Source organism: Streptomyces sp. NPDC059649 (assembly GCF_042734445.1).
In the GTDB taxonomy this organism is placed as follows: domain Bacteria; phylum Actinomycetota; class Actinomycetes; order Streptomycetales; family Streptomycetaceae; genus Streptomyces.
This window is the reverse complement of the sequence record NZ_JBHWDV010000098.1, coordinates 1-15534: the sequence shown is the minus strand read 5'-3', so window position 1 is coordinate 15534 and position 15534 is coordinate 1. Positions and strand designations below refer to the sequence as shown.

The following is a 15534-nucleotide window of genomic DNA, read 5'->3' as shown; positions in this document are numbered from 1 at the left end:
GGACGAAGTCTGGAGGGCCGGCACCGCACCCAAAAACACCACGCCCGCCGCCAGGCGCAACGGCGAACACGCCCAACGGCGGGACAGCCGACAACCTGCGCGGCGCCGCAAAGCGCGCAACGGCGAGCAACCCCGACGGCGGGACGGCCAAGTACGTACGGGGCGCCGCAAAGCGCAGCGGAACGGCGGGACAGACGGGTACGTGGGCTATGAATCCCACCGCTCCGCCAGCGAAAGGAGCTCGTGGCGGTACTCGATGCGGGCGGCCCACTCCGCGGGCCATGCGTCGGCGCCCAGATGGGCGCCGGCGAACGCACCGGTGAGGCAGGCGATCGAGTCGGAGTCGCCGGAGGTGCAGGCGGCCCGGCGCAGGGCGGTGAGCGGCTCGGCGGGGAAGAGGAGGAAGCACAGCAGGCCGGTGGCCAGCGCCTCCTCGGCGATCCAGCCGGCGCCGGTGGCCAGGCACGGGTCGGTCTCCCGGTCCGGGGCGGCGAGCGCCGCGTCCAGCCGGTCCAGGATGCCGAGGCAGTCGTCCCAGCCGCGGGCGATGAAGGCGGCGGCGGAGGCGTCCTGGCTGCGCCGCCACAGGTCCCCGAGCCAGTCCTCCCGGTAGACGGTCCGCTGGTCGTACGCGTACGTACGGAGCAGGGCAGGCAGCTCCGCGGGGGCCGCGCCGTCGGCGAGGGCGCGGACGGCGTACGCGGTGAGGTCGCTCGCGGCGAGTGCGGTCGGATGGCCGTGGGTCAGGGCGGACTGGAGCTGGGCGGCGCCGGAGCGCTGCTGGGGGCTCAGGCCCGGGGCGAGCCCGATGGGGGCGACCCGCATGTTGGCGCCGCACCCCTTGGAGCCGATCTGGCTCGCCTCGGCCCAGTGGCGGTCCTGGTCGCTGAGCAACTGACAGGCGCGCAGGCAGGTGTTGCCGGGTGCGCGGTTGTTGTCGGGTGAGCGCCACCAGGCGACGTACTCGGTGCGCACCGGGCCGACGAGCCGCTCCGGCGTCAGCTCGCCGGCGTCCATGGCCGCGCGGAGGCCGCGTCCCAGTGCCAGCGTCATCTGGGTGTCGTCGGTGACGAAGGCGGGATCGGGCAGTGCCATCTGCCGCCAGGGGCCCCATGTGGCCTCGATCGCCGGTACGTCGTTGAACTCGGTCGGAAAGCCCAGCGCATCACCGAGCGCGAGGCCGACCATCGCGCCGGTGGCCCTGCCCGTGCCCACACCCTGGCCCGGTGCTGCCGAGCCTGCGGAGCTTGCGTTCCCCATGAAAAACACCCCTTAATCGTCATGGTGACGTTAAGGGGTGACGGGCCGACGCCGCAAGCGAGTTGGCGTACTGGAGTGCACCTGGTGAGCCGCGCTTCCGGCCCGCGTGGCCTCTTTTCTGGCCGGTGCTTCTGGCCCGTGTGGCCTCGTTTCTGGCCCGCGCGGTCTCGCTTCTGGCCCTCGTCCCTGCGCTTCTGGGCCGCATGGCCGCGCTCCTGGCCCGCGTGGCCCGTATCTGGGCCGCGTTGCTGCTGCCTGGCCTCTTGTCCCCGCCGCTCTTCTGCGTGGGTCTCTTTTTCCCCCGCCGCCCACCCCCCTTCGGGGGGTGGGCGGGTGAGGTGGTGAGGTTCCGGCGCGCGCAACGGTTCCGGCCCCCGTGCGCGCAATCGGTGCCAGGCCCGGCGCGCCAAACGGTTCCGGGCCCGGCGCGGCAGCGGGACGCGCCGCGGCAACCGGGCCCGTGCAAGAGCAGGGCCGCCGCGGCAACCGGGCCCGTGCAAGAGCAGAGCCGCCGCGGCAACAGGGCCCGCCGCCGCATCCCGACCCGCCGCGGCAACTAGGCCCGTGCCACAACAGCACCCGCCGCGGCAACCGGACCCGCGCAACAACAGGACCCGCCGCGACACCCGGGCCCCCGCCGCATCCGGACCGCCGCGGCGACCGGACCCGCACTGCAGCCGGCCCCCGCGCGGCAGCTGAGCCCAGCGCCGCCCCCGTGGGCTAGAGCTCGACCTCGCGCATCAGCATGCCGACCTCCGTGTTGGTCATGCGGCGGAGCCAGCCGGACTTCTGGTCGCCCAGGGAGATCGGGCCGAAGGCCGTGCGTACCAGCTTGTCGACCGGGAAGCCGGCCTCGGCCAGCATGCGGCGCACGATGTGCTTGCGGCCCTCGTGGAGGCTCACCTCGACGAGGTAGTTCTTGCCGGTCTGCTGGACGACCCGGAAGTGGTCGGCGCGGGCGTAGCCGTCGTCGAGCTGGATGCCGTCCTTGAGCTGCTTGCCCAGGTCGCGCGGGAGCGGGCCCTGGATGGCGGCGAGGTAGGTCTTGCGGACGCCGTAGCGCGGGTGCGTGAGGCGGTGGGCCAGCTCACCGTGGTTGGTGAGCAGGATGATGCCCTCGGTCTCGGTATCGAGCCGGCCGACGTGGAAGAGCCGGGTCTCGCGGTTGGTGACGTAGTCGCCGAGGCAGGGGCGGCCGTCGGGGTCCTCCATGGTGGAGACGACACCCGCCGGCTTGTTGAGCGCGAAGAAGAGGTACGACTGGGTGGCGACCGTGAGGCCGTCGACCTTGATCTCGTCCTTCTCCGGATCGACCCGGACGCCCTGCTCCGTCACGATCTTGCCGTTGACCTCGACCCGCGCCTGGTCGATCAGCTCCTCGCAGGCCCGCCGCGAGCCCATGCCGGCCCGGGCCAGCACCTTCTGCAGCCGCTCGCCCTCCTGCTCGCCGAACGTCTTGGGGGTCTTGATCTGCGGCTTGTCGTGCCGGGCGCGGTTGCGCTCCTCGACCTGGGCGTCGTACTCGCGCGGCCGCGCGGGTGCCTGGCCGCGGCCGCGCTGGGGGCCGCCCTTGCCGCCGGTACGCCCCGCCTTGCCGGCCGCGCCCGTACGCGGGCCACCCTTGGCGCCGCCCCGGGCCGCCGCACCGCGGCTGCCACCCGCCTTGGGGCCGCCGCCCCGGCGCTCGTCCTTGCCGTCGCCCGCGCTCCCGGATCCGCCCACGTCGTAGCGGCGCTCCTCGGGACGGGGGCGGCCGGCGCGCTGCTGCTTCTCGTCCCTGCTGTTGCCTGCGCCGCGGTAGTTGCCGCGTCCGCTGTCCCTGTTGTTCCTACCGCTGCTTCGCATCAATGATCCGTCTGAGAGTCGCCGCTGTCGTCTACGTCGAACGACGGGATACCTTCCGCGGAGTCGCCCTCGACCGCGTCCGCCTCCGGGAGGAACGGTGCGAGCTCAGGGAGCTCGTCCAGGCCGCGCAGGCCCATCCGCTCCAGAAAGTAGTTCGTCGTCCTGTACAGGATCGCACCTGTTTCAGGTTCCGTCCCCGCCTCCTCCACCAGGCCGCGCTGGAGGAGCGTGCGCATCACGCCGTCACAGTTCACACCGCGAACGGCCGAGACACGGGAACGGCTGACCGGCTGACGGTACGCGACCACGGCCAGAGTCTCCAAGGCGGCCTGGGTGAGCCGGGCCTGCTGGCCGTCCAGGACGAAGCTCTCGACGGCGTCCGCGTACTCGGCCCGGGAGTAGAACCGCCAGCCGCCGGCGACCAGCCGGAGATCGAATCCGCGGCCCTCGCGGGCGTAGTCGTCGGACAGCTCGCGCAGTGCCAGCGCGACCGCGCGGCGGGGCCGTTGCAGGACCCTGGCCAGGTGTTCCTCGGTCGCCGGCTCGTCGACGACCATGAGGACGGCCTCCAGCGCCGGCTTGAGTTCCAGCTCGGCCACGCCCAGCGCACCGGCCGGCGGCCCCGGCCGGTCCGCCGGCCCCCCTCCGTCCGCCCCGGCCTCCGTGACGTCATACGTGTCGTCCTCGGCCACGCCGCTCATGGCTGCTCCTCCTCCGCTCGCCCGGCCCGCCCCGGTTCCTGTTGCCGTTCCGGTTGCTGCTCCGGCTCCAGTGGACCCGGTTCCTGGTCGAACTCGTCGGTGACGACCGGTACGGCCCCCTCAGCGGCCGTCCAGCGCACCGTGAGCGCCCCGAGCGCCTCCTCCTGGTCCAATGCCACCACCCGCTCGCGATAGAGCTCCAGAAGGGCCAGGAAGCGCGCGACGACCGTGAGGGTGTCGGGGGCGTCCGCGATCAGTTCGCGGAAGCTGGTCTCGCCGGTCTCCCGCAGCCGCGCCAGCAGCACCTCGGCCTGCTCCCGCACGCTCACCAGGGGCGCGTGGATGTGGTCGACGTAGACCTGTGGCTTGGCCTTGGGCTGCATCGCCTTCACCGCGAGCCTGGCGAAGCCCTCGGCGCCGATGCTGATCACGACCTCGGGGAGCAGCTCGGCGTGCTGCGGCTCCAGCCCGACGGTGCGCGGGTAGCGCCGCGCCTCGACGGCCAGCCGGTCGCTGAAGATGTCGGCGATCCGTTTGTACGCACGGTACTGGAGCAGCCGGGCGAAGAGCAGATCGCGGGCCTCCAGGAGGGCGAGGTCCGCCTCGTCCTCCACCTCGGCGGCGGGCAGCAGCCGGGCCGCCTTCAGGTCGAGCAGGGTGGCCGCGACGACCAGGAACTCGGTGGTCTGGTCGAGGTCCCAGTCCGGCCCCATCGCCCGGATGTGCGCCATGAATTCATCGGTCACCTTGGACAGCGCGACCTCGGTGACGTCCAGCTTGTGCTTGGAGATCAGCTGGAGCAGGAGGTCGAAGGGGCCCTCGAAGTTGTCGAGCCGGAGCGTGAACTTCCCGTCACCGCCGGGCCCGTCACCTGTCCCGCCTTCGGGTCCGTCACCGGGCCCGCCCTCGGTCCCGTCCCCGAGCCCGTCACCTGTCTCGGCCTCGTGCCCGTGCCCGGGCTCCGGCCCGTCCTCGGCGGGCGTGCCGTCAGGCGCCTCGGCAGCCTGAACGATCTCCTCAGGCTCGGCGGCCCGGTCGGCGGCAGGCGTCAAAAGCCCCGACGGGCCCGCGGCCGCCCGCTCCGGCCCGACCGCCACCGTGGTCACCGGCCCCGGCCCGACCGGCACCGCGGTCGCCGGCCCCGCCTGCCCCACCGGCTCGGCGGCCGGCTCGGCGCCCGGCTGCGCGTCCCGCTCGGTCCCCGGCCCGCGCCCGAGTGGTCTGCGGGCGCGGGGCGGAGGGGTGTCGTCATGGTTCATCGGCATCGCGGTGGCAGGCTATCCCGCGCCGCGTGGTGTGACGTTTCGGCACCGCGGCGGACGCGCCGCGCGGCGGAGCCGGTGGGCCTCAGCGGCCGCGCAGCCGCCGCACCAGGATGCTGGCCTCGCCGCGCGACTCCAGGTCGGCGAGGACCACGGCGACCGCCTCGCGGACGATCCGGCCGCGGTCCACGGCGAGGCCGTGCTCGCCGCGCAGCACCAGCCGCGCGTGTTCGAGGTCCATGAGCTCCTCGGCGGAGACATAGACGGTGATCTTCTCGTCGTGCCGTTCCCGGCCGCTGGGGCGGCGGTTGGCGCCCCGGGTACCCCGGCGCCGGTCGGTGGCCGCTCCGGTGGCGGCCGCGCCGGCCTCCGGAGCGCCCTGCCGGGAGGCGCGCGTGCGGTGGGACGCGGTGCCGGCGCCGTCCGCCTCGCGCCCGCCGTGCTCGGCCGCGGGGGTGACCGGCGGCACCGGGGGCGGGGTGGCCGGTCCGCCGTCACCGGCGGTGGCCGGTGCGTCCGTACCGTCGTTCTCCGTGCGTCGCCGGCGTGCGGGGGCCGTCTCCGGCCCCTCCGAGGCCGGGTCGGACTCGCCGGCCGGCGCGGGCACCCGGGGTGCCTCGCCGTTGGCCGCGGCCGCCGAACCGCCCGGCGTACGGCGGGGGGTGGAGGGCTGCAGCGCCACTCCCCCGGTGGTGCGGAACAGTTCGTCGGCTCCCGGCAGACTCACTCGGCGTGACACCGGGCGAGCACCTCCCTGGCGAGCTGGCGATAGGCGGCGGCACCGACGGAGTTGGAGGCGTACGTGGTGATCGGCTCGCCCGCGACGGTGGTCTCGGGGAAGCGGACCGTACGGCCGATGACGGTGTGGTAGACGTGGTCGTCGAAGGCCTCGACGACGCGCGCGAGGACCTCACGGCTGTGCACGGTGCGGGAGTCGTACATCGTCGCCAGGATGCCGTCCAGCTCCAGATCCGGGTTGAGCCGCTCCTGGACCTTCTCGATGGTCTCGGTGAGCAGCGCGACACCGCGCAGCGCGAAGAACTCGCACTCCAGCGGCACGATGACCTTGTGAGCCGCCGTCAGGGCGTTGACGGTGAGCAGGCCGAGCGAGGGCTGGCAGTCGATGACGATGTAGTCGTAGTCGGCCAGCAGCGGCTTCAGGGCGCGCTGCAGGGTCGACTCGCGCGCGACCTCGCTGACCAACTGCACCTCTGCCGCCGACAAATCGATATTGCTGGGCAGCAGGTCCATGTTGGGGACCGCGGTCTTCAGCAGGACCTCGTCGGCCGACATGCCCCGCTCCATGAGCAGGTTGTAGACGGTCAGGTCGAGTTCCATCGGGTTGACGCCGAGGCCGACCGACAGGGCGCCCTGCGGGTCGAAGTCGACGAGCAGGACCCGTCGTCCGTATTCGGCGAGTGCGGCGCCCAGGTTGATGGTCGAGGTGGTCTTGCCGACCCCGCCCTTCTGGTTGCACATCGCGATGATCTTGGCCGGGCCGTGGTCCGACAGCGGTCCCGGGATGGGGAAGTAAGGGAGCGGGCGTCCGGTCGGGCCGACGCGTTCGCGGCGCTGGCGCGCGGCGTCCGGCGCGAGCGTCGCGGCGTATTCGGGGTCCGGCTCGTACTCCGCGTCCGGATCGTAGAAGTGCCCCTCGGGCAGGTCGTCGTAGTCGGCGAAACGGGCGGGTTCTCCACTGCCCCGGTCGCCGGCCATGGCGTTCACGTGATGGCCGTCCATGCTCTGGTGGGCTGTCGTGGAAATGCTCTGATGGGCTGCGAAGGTGTGGACCGCGACGGAGCCGACAGCCTCGAACCCCGAGGGACCCTGGCCCCGTGCAACCGCTCCTGGTTGACCACCCCCGGGAGTAAATGTCGACTCATTCACAAGTCGTCTTACCTCCTTGGACGTGACCAGGAAACTTTATCGATAGGTCAGCGTGGCACCATGCCGACGGTTGGCGACTCTATGGCGTGTCGGGCGTCCGCAGCAACACAATCCACCGGACCCGGCACGATGTGTCGGTAACCGGACCCCCCGATGTCAAGGGCGCAAGCGGGATCGGACCGATGTTTCGGGGGTGCGCGAATCGGTTAAAGGGTTACGTTCACGGCGAGTTGAGAGACGACGTTCCGGAACGGCGTGCACCGTGCGTCACACACGCCTCCGGCCGGGCCCTGTCGACAAGGCCCGGCCGGAGGTTCAGCGTTGACGCGCTCCGTTGACGTCTCAGCCGAGGAGGGTGCGCAGTTCGGTGCACTCGAGACCGTGGGCCTCGGCGACCGGGCCGTAAACGACCTTGCCGTCATGGGTGTTCAGGCCCTTGGCCAGCGCCGGGTCACGGCGCAGCGCCTCGACCCAGCCGCGGTTCGCCAGCTCCACGATGTAGGGCAGCGTGGCGTTGGTGAGGGCGTAGGTGGAGGTGTTCGGCACCGCGCCGGGCATGTTGGCGACGCAGTAGAAGACCGAGTTGTGCACCTCGAAGGTCGGCTCGGCGTGCGTGGTGGGACGGGAGTCCTCGAAGCAGCCGCCCTGGTCGATCGCGATGTCGACAAGGACACTGCCCGGCTTCATCTTGGCGACCAGCTCGTTGGTGACGAGCTTGGGGGCCTTGGCGCCCGGGATCAGGACCGCACCGACGACGAGGTCGGCCTCGACGACGGCCTTCTCCAGCTCGTAGGCGTTGGAGACGATCGTCTGCACCTTGGTGCCGAAGATCTTGTCGGCCTCGCGGAGCTTGTTGATGTCCTTGTCGAGCAGGGTGACGTGGAAGCCGAGGCCCACGGCGATCTGCACCGCGTTCCAGCCGGAGACGCCACCGCCGATGACGACGGCCTTGCCCGCGGCGACACCGGGGACACCGCCGGGCAGCACACCGCGGCCGCCGGCCTGGCGCATCAGGTGGTACGCGCCGACCTGCGGGGCGATCCGGCCCGCGACCTCGGACATCGGGGCGAGCAGCGGCAGCTGGCGGCCGGCCGTCTCGACGGTCTCGTAGGCGATGGCGGTGGTGCCGGACTCCAGGAGGGCGTCCGTGCACTCACGGGAGGCGGCCAGGTGCAGGTAGGTGAAGAGGGTCTGGTCCTTGCGGAGGCGGTGGTACTCCTCCGCGATCGGCTCCTTGACCTTCAGCAGCAGGTCAGCGGTGCCCCAGACCTCGTCGGCGGTGTCCAGGATGGTGGCGCCGGCGGAGACGTACTCCTCGTTGGTGATGGACGAGCCGAGGCCGGCGTCCTTCTCGATGAAGACCTGGTGGCCGTGGCGGACGAGTTCGTTGACTCCGGCGGGCGTGATGGCCACGCGGAACTCGTTGTTCTTGACCTCGCGGGGGATGCCGACCTTCACGTCGATCACGGTCCTTGAAAGAGAGGGTGCAGGAGGAATTATCCCCTCATGCGATGCATGACGGAACTGACCGCGCCGTACGCGGCCCAGCCAGTCTATTGAAGGACCTCGTCTTGTCTAGCCTTGCAAAGCATTAAATCTTGGAAGGAACGCCACCGATTTCGTAGGTCACTCGGGGTGATCTTCCAGGAGCCGCTCCCCCGCGGCACGGTGCAGCCCTGCCGCGGCCGGGTCCCCGAGCCGTTCGAGGGTGTCCGCAATCCGCAGCTGGAGCGCCGCCTGGAGCCGTCCGTCGTCCGTCTTCCGGACCAGTTCGAGGGCCTCCAGACAGGTCCCCAGCGCCTCCTCGGGGCGTCCGGCGTACTCCTGGACCCGCGCCGCCTCCCCCGTCGCCCGCGCCTGGCCGGCGAGATCGCCCAGCCTGCGGTACGTGCGGGCGGCCGCCCGCCACTGTTTGAGCGCCTCGCCCCACCGGCCGTACGACATCAGCGCCGCGCCGATCCGCCCGTGCAGCCGCGCCGCGTCGGCGGCCTCGCCGCGCGCCAGCCGCAGCTCCAGCGCCCGCCCGTACCAGTCGGCGGCCCGCACCCCGTCGCCCAGCTCGGCGTACGTACCGCCCAGGGACTCCATCGCCCGGACGGTGGCCACCGGGTCCGGCACCGACCGGGCGGCCTCCAGCGCACCCCGGTAGCGGCCGAGCGCCTGGGCCGTCCGCCCGGCGCCGCTGTCCAGGTCCGCGAGGTTCAGCAGCGCGGCGGCCCGCTCACGCGCCAGTCCGCGCCGCTCGGCGGCCTGCAGGACGAGCGTGTGCACGGTATAGAGGTCCGGTGCGGCCGCCTCGGGGCCCTGGTGCGCGAGCAGGGTGCGGGTCAGCGTGGCCATCAACCGCCGGTCCAGGGTGTCGAGTTGACCGTCCGCGGCGGCCGCGCGGGCGGCGTCGAGCAGCACCGGGCGGCGGCTGCGCAGCCAGTGGGCCGCGGTGCCCCGGGAGCTGAAGCGCAGCGACCGGGGTAGTCCGGCGACCTTCTGGCGGGCGGTGGATCCGGCCGGTTCGGTCATCGCCCGGCACGACTGCAGCAGCCGTACGGTCCGCTCCAGCACCCGGGCGCGGGCCAGCTGGAGCTCGGCCGGCCGCTCGTGCTCCCCGAGCCGTTCGCGCAGCAGCGGGCCGAGGCAGCCGGGGACGCGGTACTGCGGGTGCAGCGCGGCGTCCGCGGTGCCGGCCCCGGCGGGCGGGGCCCCGGGGTCCGCCGGGACCGGCCGCAGCAGGCCCAGCACGGCGAAGTCGGCGAGCGCGGCGGCGGCCGTCGGCATCGAGCAGCCGGCCAGCGCGGAGGCGGTGTGCGCGTCCACGAGGCCGGCCGGGGCCAGGGTGAGCAGCCGCAGTATCCGGGCGGCGGTCGCCGGCAGCGCCTCGTAGGAGAGCCGGAAGGCCCGGAACAGGGGGCGGGCACCGCTGGGCAGGTCCGGCGGCACCGGGACCGCCCGCAGCGCCTGGTACAGATCGGCCACCGACGAGGTGGGGCGGGCGGCGAGCCAGGCACCGGCCAGGATCAGTGCGGCGGGCTGGCCGCCGCACTCCTCGGCGACGCTGTCGGCGGTCCGCGGGTCGACGGTGATCCGGATCGGCCCGGCGTAGCGCTCCAGGACCTCCACGCAGGCCGCCCCGTCGAGTCCGCCCAGGGTGCACGGCCGGACGTCCGGGATGCCGGTCAGCGGCCCCTGGGAGACGACCACGACCAGGCAGCCCGGGGCGTCCGGGAGCAGCGGTTCGACGGCCTCGGCGCCCGGTGCGTCGTCGAGGAAGAGCAGCGCGCGGCGGCCGGCGAGGGCCCCGCGCAGCCGCTCGGTCAGCTCGTCCTCCGCGGCTCCCGGCGGGGCGTCCGCACCGAGCGCGGTCAGCAGCTCACGCGCGGTGCGGCCGGTGTCTGCGACCTCCCCGCCCGGTCCGGTCAGGGTGGCGCGCAGCACTCCGTCGGGGTGGTCGCCGGCCAGCTCGTCGAGCAGCCGCTCGGCGAGCGCGGTACGCCCGGAGCCGGGGCGGCCGGCGATCAGCAGTACCCGGCTGCGGGCGCCCTTGCGGCCGGAGAGGGTGTCCAGACCGGCCCGGGCGATGTCGGCGTGCAGCGCCTTGAGCTCGCGGCGGCGCCCGGCGAAGCCGGCCGTGGGGGTGCGGCCCGCGGCGGCGGGGGCCGCCGCCGTCTCCGGCGCGAGCCGCCCTGTGCCCACCGCCTGGTCCGTCACCGGTCACGCTCCCGTCCACCTGCGCGTACGAACCCGCCGCAGGCGCGGGCGGGAACCCTTACGAGCGTAGTTCACGGGGCGTCACGTGCCGTACGGAGCAGGGCGGTTGGGTCACCCGACCGGATCGGGGCCGGCCGGCCGCAGACCGGGGCGGAAGGTCCTGGTCAGGCCTCGAACGGGCGGGCCGGCCAGGGCGCGTCGGCCGGCCGCAGCGCGTCCAGGCCCGTGCCGCGCTGCGCGGCGGTGAGCGCCAGCACCCCGACGACCAGGCAGTTGTTGTGCAGCTCCCCGGCGAGCACACCGCGTACCAGCTCGTCCTGCGGCACCCGCGCCAGCTCCATGTCGGCCTCCTCCTCGGCGACCTCGAAGCGCTCGCCCTCGGCCTCGGACAGGTCCCGGGCGAGGAAGATCCGCACGGCCTCGTCGCAGCCGCCGGGGGTGGTGTAGACGTCGGTCAGCACCCGCCAGTCCTCGGCCTTGACGTGCGCCTCCTCGTACAGCTCGCGCTGGGCGGCGCGCAGCGGGTTCTCGCCGGGGACGTCGAGCAGCCCGGCGGGGATCTCCCACAGCTTCATGCGCACGGGGTGGCGGTACTGCTTCAGGACCAGCACCCGGCCCTCCTCGTCGAGGGCGAGGACGGCCACCGAGCCGGGGTGGACCTGGTAGTCGCGGGTGACCTTGGCGCCGTCCGGCATCACGACCTCGTCGGTGCGCACGCTGGTCTTGTTCCCGGTGAACGGCGTGGTGGAGGCGGTGACCGTCCACTCCTCCGGGGTGTCCTTGATCGCCATGGCGCGTCCTCCTGTATGAGCCTTCACAACGCGGAAACCGGGGCACGACCTCGGAGAAGAGGCCGTACCCCGGCAACCGTAACCGGCGCGGTGGGTGCTACTTCGCGGCGCCCGTCTTGCGCGCGACCGCGGCCTTCACCAGCCCGGCGAAGAGCGGGTGCGGGCGGGTCGGGCGGGAGCGGAGCTCCGGGTGCGCCTGGGTGGCGACGAGGTAGGGGTGGGTCTCGCGCGGGTACTCGACGTACTCGACGAGCTTGTTGTCCGGAGAGGTGCCGGAGAACTGCAGCCCGGCCTTCTTCTCCAGCTCACCGCGGTAGGCGTTGTTGACCTCGTAGCGGTGGCGGTGGCGCTCCTCGACGTACCCCTGGTCGCCGTACACCTCGCGGACGATCGAGCCCTCGGCGAGCTTGGCGGGGTACATGCCCAGCCGCATCGTGCCGCCCATATCGCCCTCACCTGCGACGATGTCCAGCTGCTCGGCCATGGTGGAGATGACCGGGTGGGCGGTCGCCGGGTCGAACTCGGTGGAGTTGGCGCCCTCGATGCCGGCGAGGTTGCGGGCCGCCTCGATGACCACGCACTGCAGGCCCAGGCACAGGCCGAGCAGCGGCAGCTTGTTCTCGCGGGCGTAGGTGATCGCGCCGACCTTGCCGTCCACACCGCGGTCGCCGAAGCCGCCGGGGATGCAGACCGCGTCGCAGTCGGAGAGCTGCGCCGCGGCACCGGCCGGGGTCCGGCAGTCGTCCGAGGTGACCCACTTGATCTTGACCCGGGCCTTGTTGGCGAAGCCGCCGGCGCGCAGCGCCTCGGTGACCGAGAGGTAGGCGTCCGGCAGGTCGATGTACTTGCCGACCAGCGCGACGTTGACCTCGTGGTCGGGGTTGTGGACGCGCTCCAGCAGGTCGGCCCACTGGGTCCAGTCCACGTCGCGGAACGGCAGGTCGAGCTTGCGCACGACGTAGGCGTCCAGGCCCTCGGCGTGCAGGACCTTGGGGATGTCGTAGATCGACGGGGCGTCGATCGCGGCGACCACCGCGGCCTCGTCGACGTCGCACATCAGCGAGATCTTGCGCTTGATGGCGGTGGGCACCTCGCGGTCGGCGCGCAGCACGATCGCGTCGGGCTGGATACCGATGTTGCGCAGCGCCGCGACCGAGTGCTGGGTCGGCTTGGTCTTGAGCTCACCGGACGGGCCGATGTACGGCAGCAGCGAGATGTGCACGACGAAGACGTTGTCCCGGCCGACCTCGTGGCGGACCTGGCGGACGGTCTCCAGGAACGGCAGCGACTCGATGTCACCGACGGTGCCGCCGACCTCGGTGATCACGACGTCGACGTCCTCGGTCGCCATCCGCCGGATGCGGTGCTTGATCTCGTTGGTGATGTGCGGGATGACCTGCACGGTGTCGCCGAGGTACTCACCGCGGCGCTCCTTGGCGATCACGGTGTTGTAGACCTGGCCGGTGGTGACGTTCGCCGAGCCGTCGAGGTCGACGTCGAGGAACCGCTCGTAGTGGCCGATGTCCAGGTCGGTCTCGGCACCGTCGTTGGTGACGAAGACCTCACCGTGCTGGAACGGGTTCATCGTTCCGGGGTCGACGTTCAGGTACGGGTCGAGCTTCTGCATCGTGACCCGCAGGCCCCGCGCCTTGAGGAGAGCACCCAGGCTGGAGGCGGTGAGCCCCTTGCCGAGCGAGGAGGCGACGCCCCCGGTGACGAAGAGGTGCTTGGTCGTCGTGGATTTGGCTGGCATGGCCAAGAGGGAGCTCCCGTGGTCGCGAGGTGGAGAGGTGCGAAGCGGCGCCGTCCCGCGTCTGTGAGGGGTGCCGTCGCTGCGGTCGGGGTGCCGTGACATGTTGCCGGGGCCCACCGGTCCACGGGGTACCAGGCTATCAGCGCCGCGGCATGGTCGCGCCCGGCCACGCACCGGAACCTCGTGCGACGCCTCCCCGTCACGATGTGTGACGAACGGGCTTGACGCTGTCACGTGACGGAGGCCACCCGTTCGGAGCAGCTCACTCGTCGCGAGGGTCGCGCGGATCACCCGCGTGCGTCGTATCCTGCTCGGACACTCGCAACGAGCCGCCGGGAAGGCACCCCCCTCCCCCAGCTACCGCTGGACGGGGCCCCCAGCCCGATTTCCGGTCCAGCTGCTCGGCGACGTTTCATGGGCAGGACGGACAGATCACAACGTCCCATGGGGGGCGTGACTCCAGTTCGACGGGAGATGCACGTGGCCGGGCGCATCGAGGACTACGCACTTATCGGCGATATGCAGACCGCCGCTCTAGTGTGCAGGGACGGGACGGTCGATTGGCTGTGCCTGCCCCGCTTCGACTCGCCGGCGGTCTTCGCAGGGCTGCTGGGCACGGAGGAGAACGGCTACTGGCGGATGGGGCCGGTGACCGGCTCGGAGGACGGGCCGCAGCCCGCCGACCGGCGCCGCTACCGGGGCGATTCACTCGTGCTGGAATCCGAGTGGGACACCCCGCGCGGTACCGTCCGGGTGATCGACTTCATGCCGCCGCGGGACGGCGCGCCGCAGGTGATCCGCATCGTGGAGGGCGTCAGCGGACGCGTCCCGATGCGTTCGGAGCTGCGGATGCGGTTCGCGTACGGCTGGGTCGTGCCGTGGGTGCACAAGATCGACGAGCGGACGGTGGCGGTCGCCGGCCCGGACTCCGTGTGGCTGGACACCGAGGTGGAGACGTACGGCAAGGACCTGACGACGTTCTCCGACTTCACCGTCTCGCCGGGCGAGCGGATCGCGTTCACGATCAGCTGGCAGCCCTCGCACCACCAGCCGCCGGCCGTGGCGGACCCGGAGGGGGCGCTGGAGGCCACCGAGGAGTTCTGGCGCGAGTGGGTCGAGCAGTGCACGTACCACGGCCCCTACCGTGACGCCGTGGTCCGCTCGCTGATCACGCTGAAGGCGCTGACGTACGCGCCGACCGGCGGGATCGTCGCCGCGCCGACCACGTCCCTGCCCGAGTGCCTCGGCGGCGTCCGTAACTGGGACTACCGCTTCACCTGGCTCCGGGACGCGGCGATCACCCTTTCCTCGCTGCTGCGCACCGGCTACCGCGAAGAGGCCCGGGCCTGGCGTGAATGGCTGCTGCGGGCGGTGGCCGGCGACCCTGACAACCTGCAGATCATGTACGGCATCGCCGGTGAGCGCGAGCTCGGCGAGAACGAGCTCAACTGGCTTCCCGGGTACGAGAATTCGCGTCCGGTGCGGGTCGGCAACGGCGCCGCGGGCCAGCTCCAGCTCGACGTCTACGGCGAGGTCACCGAGGCCCTGCACCTGGCGCACATGACGGGCCTGGCCCGCAACGACTACGCCTCGCTGCTGCAGCTCAAGCTGATCCAGTGGGTGGAGAAGCACTGGGACGAGCCGGACGAGGGCATCTGGGAGGTCCGCGGCCCGCGCCGGCACTTCGTGCACTCCAAGGTGATGACCTGGGTCGCGGTGGACCGCACGGTCAAGCTGATCGAGTCCGGGGACGTCGACGGGCCGCTGGAGCGCTGGAAGGACCTGCGCGAGACGATCCACCGGGACGTCTGCGAGAAGGGTTACGACAAGGAGCGCAACACCTTCACCCAGTCCTACGGCTCGCAGGAGCTGGACGCCTCGCTGCTGCTGATCCCGCAGGTCGGCTTCCTGCCGCCGGACGACAAGCGCGTCATCGGCACGATCGAGGCGATCCAGCGGGAGCTGACCACCGAGGACGGCTTCGTGCTGCGCTACCCGACGGCCGGCCAGGGCGAACTCGGTGTGGACGGTCTGGAGGGCGAGGAGGGTGCCTTCCTGGCCTGCTCGTTCTGGCTCGCGGACGACCTGGCGATGATCGGCCGGGTCGACGAGGCCCGCCAGCTCTTCGAGAAGCTGCTCTCGCTCCGTAACGACCTGGGGCTGCTGGCGGAGGAGTGGGACCCCAAGGCCAAGCGCCAGGTGGGCAACTTCCCGCAGGCCTTCAGCCACGTTCCGCTGATCGACACCGCCCTGCGGCTGACGGCGAGCGGGGCGTACGGCGGCTGAGTCCGACGGTGCCGTACGCCGCGGCCGCCCCCGGGAGTCTTCCGGGG

General features: G+C 72.3%; 11 protein-coding genes. 1 reads left to right on the top strand and 10 read right to left on the bottom strand.

Annotation, left to right across the window (positions count from 1 at the left end; all coding sequences use genetic code 11):
• Positions 1 to 207: 207 nt before the first annotated feature.
• From ACFV1J_RS39565 to ACFV1J_RS39520, 10 genes are all read right to left on the bottom strand, one after another.
• Positions 208 to 1260 carry an ADP-ribosylglycohydrolase family protein gene (locus tag ACFV1J_RS39565; RefSeq protein WP_385866711.1) on the bottom strand — a complete coding sequence of 351 codons (1053 nt, stop codon included), beginning with the start codon at positions 1258 to 1260 and terminating at the stop codon, positions 208 to 210.
• 720 nt (positions 1261 to 1980) lie between these two features.
• Positions 1981 to 3105 (bottom strand): pseudouridine synthase, encoded by a 1125-nt coding sequence (locus ACFV1J_RS39560; RefSeq protein ID WP_385866709.1) that lies wholly within the window; start codon positions 3103 to 3105, stop codon positions 1981 to 1983.
• Entirely contained in the window at positions 3105 to 3806 is a 702-nt protein-coding gene (scpB, locus tag ACFV1J_RS39555) for an SMC-Scp complex subunit ScpB (protein WP_385866708.1), read from the bottom strand. The genes ACFV1J_RS39560 and scpB overlap by 1 nt, the downstream gene beginning before the upstream one ends.
• Positions 3803 to 5071: a segregation/condensation protein A gene (locus ACFV1J_RS39550; protein ID WP_385866706.1), complete on the bottom strand. Its 1269-nt coding sequence runs from the start codon at positions 5069 to 5071 to the stop codon at positions 3803 to 3805. Before ACFV1J_RS39550 ends, scpB begins: the two co-directional genes overlap by 4 nt.
• Positions 5072 to 5153: 82 nt before the next feature.
• Positions 5154 to 5807 carry a hypothetical protein gene (locus tag ACFV1J_RS39545; RefSeq protein WP_385866704.1) on the bottom strand — a complete coding sequence of 218 codons (654 nt, stop codon included), beginning with the start codon at positions 5805 to 5807 and terminating at the stop codon, positions 5154 to 5156.
• Positions 5792 to 6808, bottom strand: coding sequence for a ParA family protein (locus tag ACFV1J_RS39540; RefSeq protein ID WP_385866703.1), 1017 nt, complete (start codon positions 6806 to 6808; stop codon positions 5792 to 5794). The genes ACFV1J_RS39545 and ACFV1J_RS39540 overlap by 16 nt, the downstream gene beginning before the upstream one ends.
• Positions 6809 to 7297: 489 nt before the next feature.
• On the bottom strand, positions 7298 to 8413 hold the full coding sequence (gene ald / locus ACFV1J_RS39535; RefSeq protein ID WP_362148916.1) for an alanine dehydrogenase: 1116 nt from the start codon (positions 8411 to 8413) through the stop codon (positions 7298 to 7300).
• Positions 8414 to 8581: 168 nt separating this feature from the next.
• Positions 8582 to 10657 carry a tetratricopeptide repeat protein gene (locus tag ACFV1J_RS39530; protein ID WP_385866701.1) on the bottom strand — a complete coding sequence of 692 codons (2076 nt, stop codon included), beginning with the start codon at positions 10655 to 10657 and terminating at the stop codon, positions 8582 to 8584.
• Between the two features lie 164 nt (positions 10658 to 10821).
• Positions 10822 to 11448, bottom strand: coding sequence for an NUDIX domain-containing protein (locus tag ACFV1J_RS39525; protein WP_385866699.1), 627 nt, complete (start codon positions 11446 to 11448; stop codon positions 10822 to 10824).
• A gap of 97 nt (positions 11449 to 11545) precedes the next feature.
• Positions 11546 to 13201 (bottom strand): CTP synthase, encoded by a 1656-nt coding sequence (locus tag ACFV1J_RS39520; protein ID WP_385866697.1) that lies wholly within the window; start codon positions 13199 to 13201, stop codon positions 11546 to 11548.
• Between the two features lie 474 nt (positions 13202 to 13675).
• Between ACFV1J_RS39520 and ACFV1J_RS39515 the strand changes: the two genes are divergently transcribed.
• On the top strand, positions 13676 to 15487 hold the full coding sequence (locus tag ACFV1J_RS39515; RefSeq protein ID WP_385866713.1) for a glycoside hydrolase family 15 protein: 1812 nt from the start codon (positions 13676 to 13678) through the stop codon (positions 15485 to 15487).
• Positions 15488 to 15534 lie beyond the last annotated feature (47 nt).

Excerpts from the sequence above, each read along its gene's own strand:
- ACFV1J_RS39565 (WP_385866711.1), bottom strand. The coding sequence starts at position 1,260 with ATGGGGAACGCAAGCTCCGCAGGCTCGGCAGCACCGGGCCAGGGTGTG.
- ACFV1J_RS39560 (WP_385866709.1), bottom strand. The coding sequence starts at position 3,105 with ATGCGAAGCAGCGGTAGGAACAACAGGGACAGCGGACGCGGCAACTAC.
- scpB (WP_385866708.1), bottom strand. The coding sequence starts at position 3,806 with ATGAGCGGCGTGGCCGAGGACGACACGTATGACGTCACGGAGGCCGGG.
- ACFV1J_RS39550 (WP_385866706.1), bottom strand. The coding sequence starts at position 5,071 with ATGCCGATGAACCATGACGACACCCCTCCGCCCCGCGCCCGCAGACCA.
- ACFV1J_RS39540 (WP_385866703.1), bottom strand. The coding sequence starts at position 6,808 with ATGGACGGCCATCACGTGAACGCCATGGCCGGCGACCGGGGCAGTGGA.
- ACFV1J_RS39525 (WP_385866699.1), bottom strand. The coding sequence starts at position 11,448 with ATGGCGATCAAGGACACCCCGGAGGAGTGGACGGTCACCGCCTCCACC.
- ACFV1J_RS39520 (WP_385866697.1), bottom strand. The coding sequence starts at position 13,201 with ATGCCAGCCAAATCCACGACGACCAAGCACCTCTTCGTCACCGGGGGC.
- ACFV1J_RS39515 (WP_385866713.1), top strand. The coding sequence starts at position 13,676 with ATGCACGTGGCCGGGCGCATCGAGGACTACGCACTTATCGGCGATATG.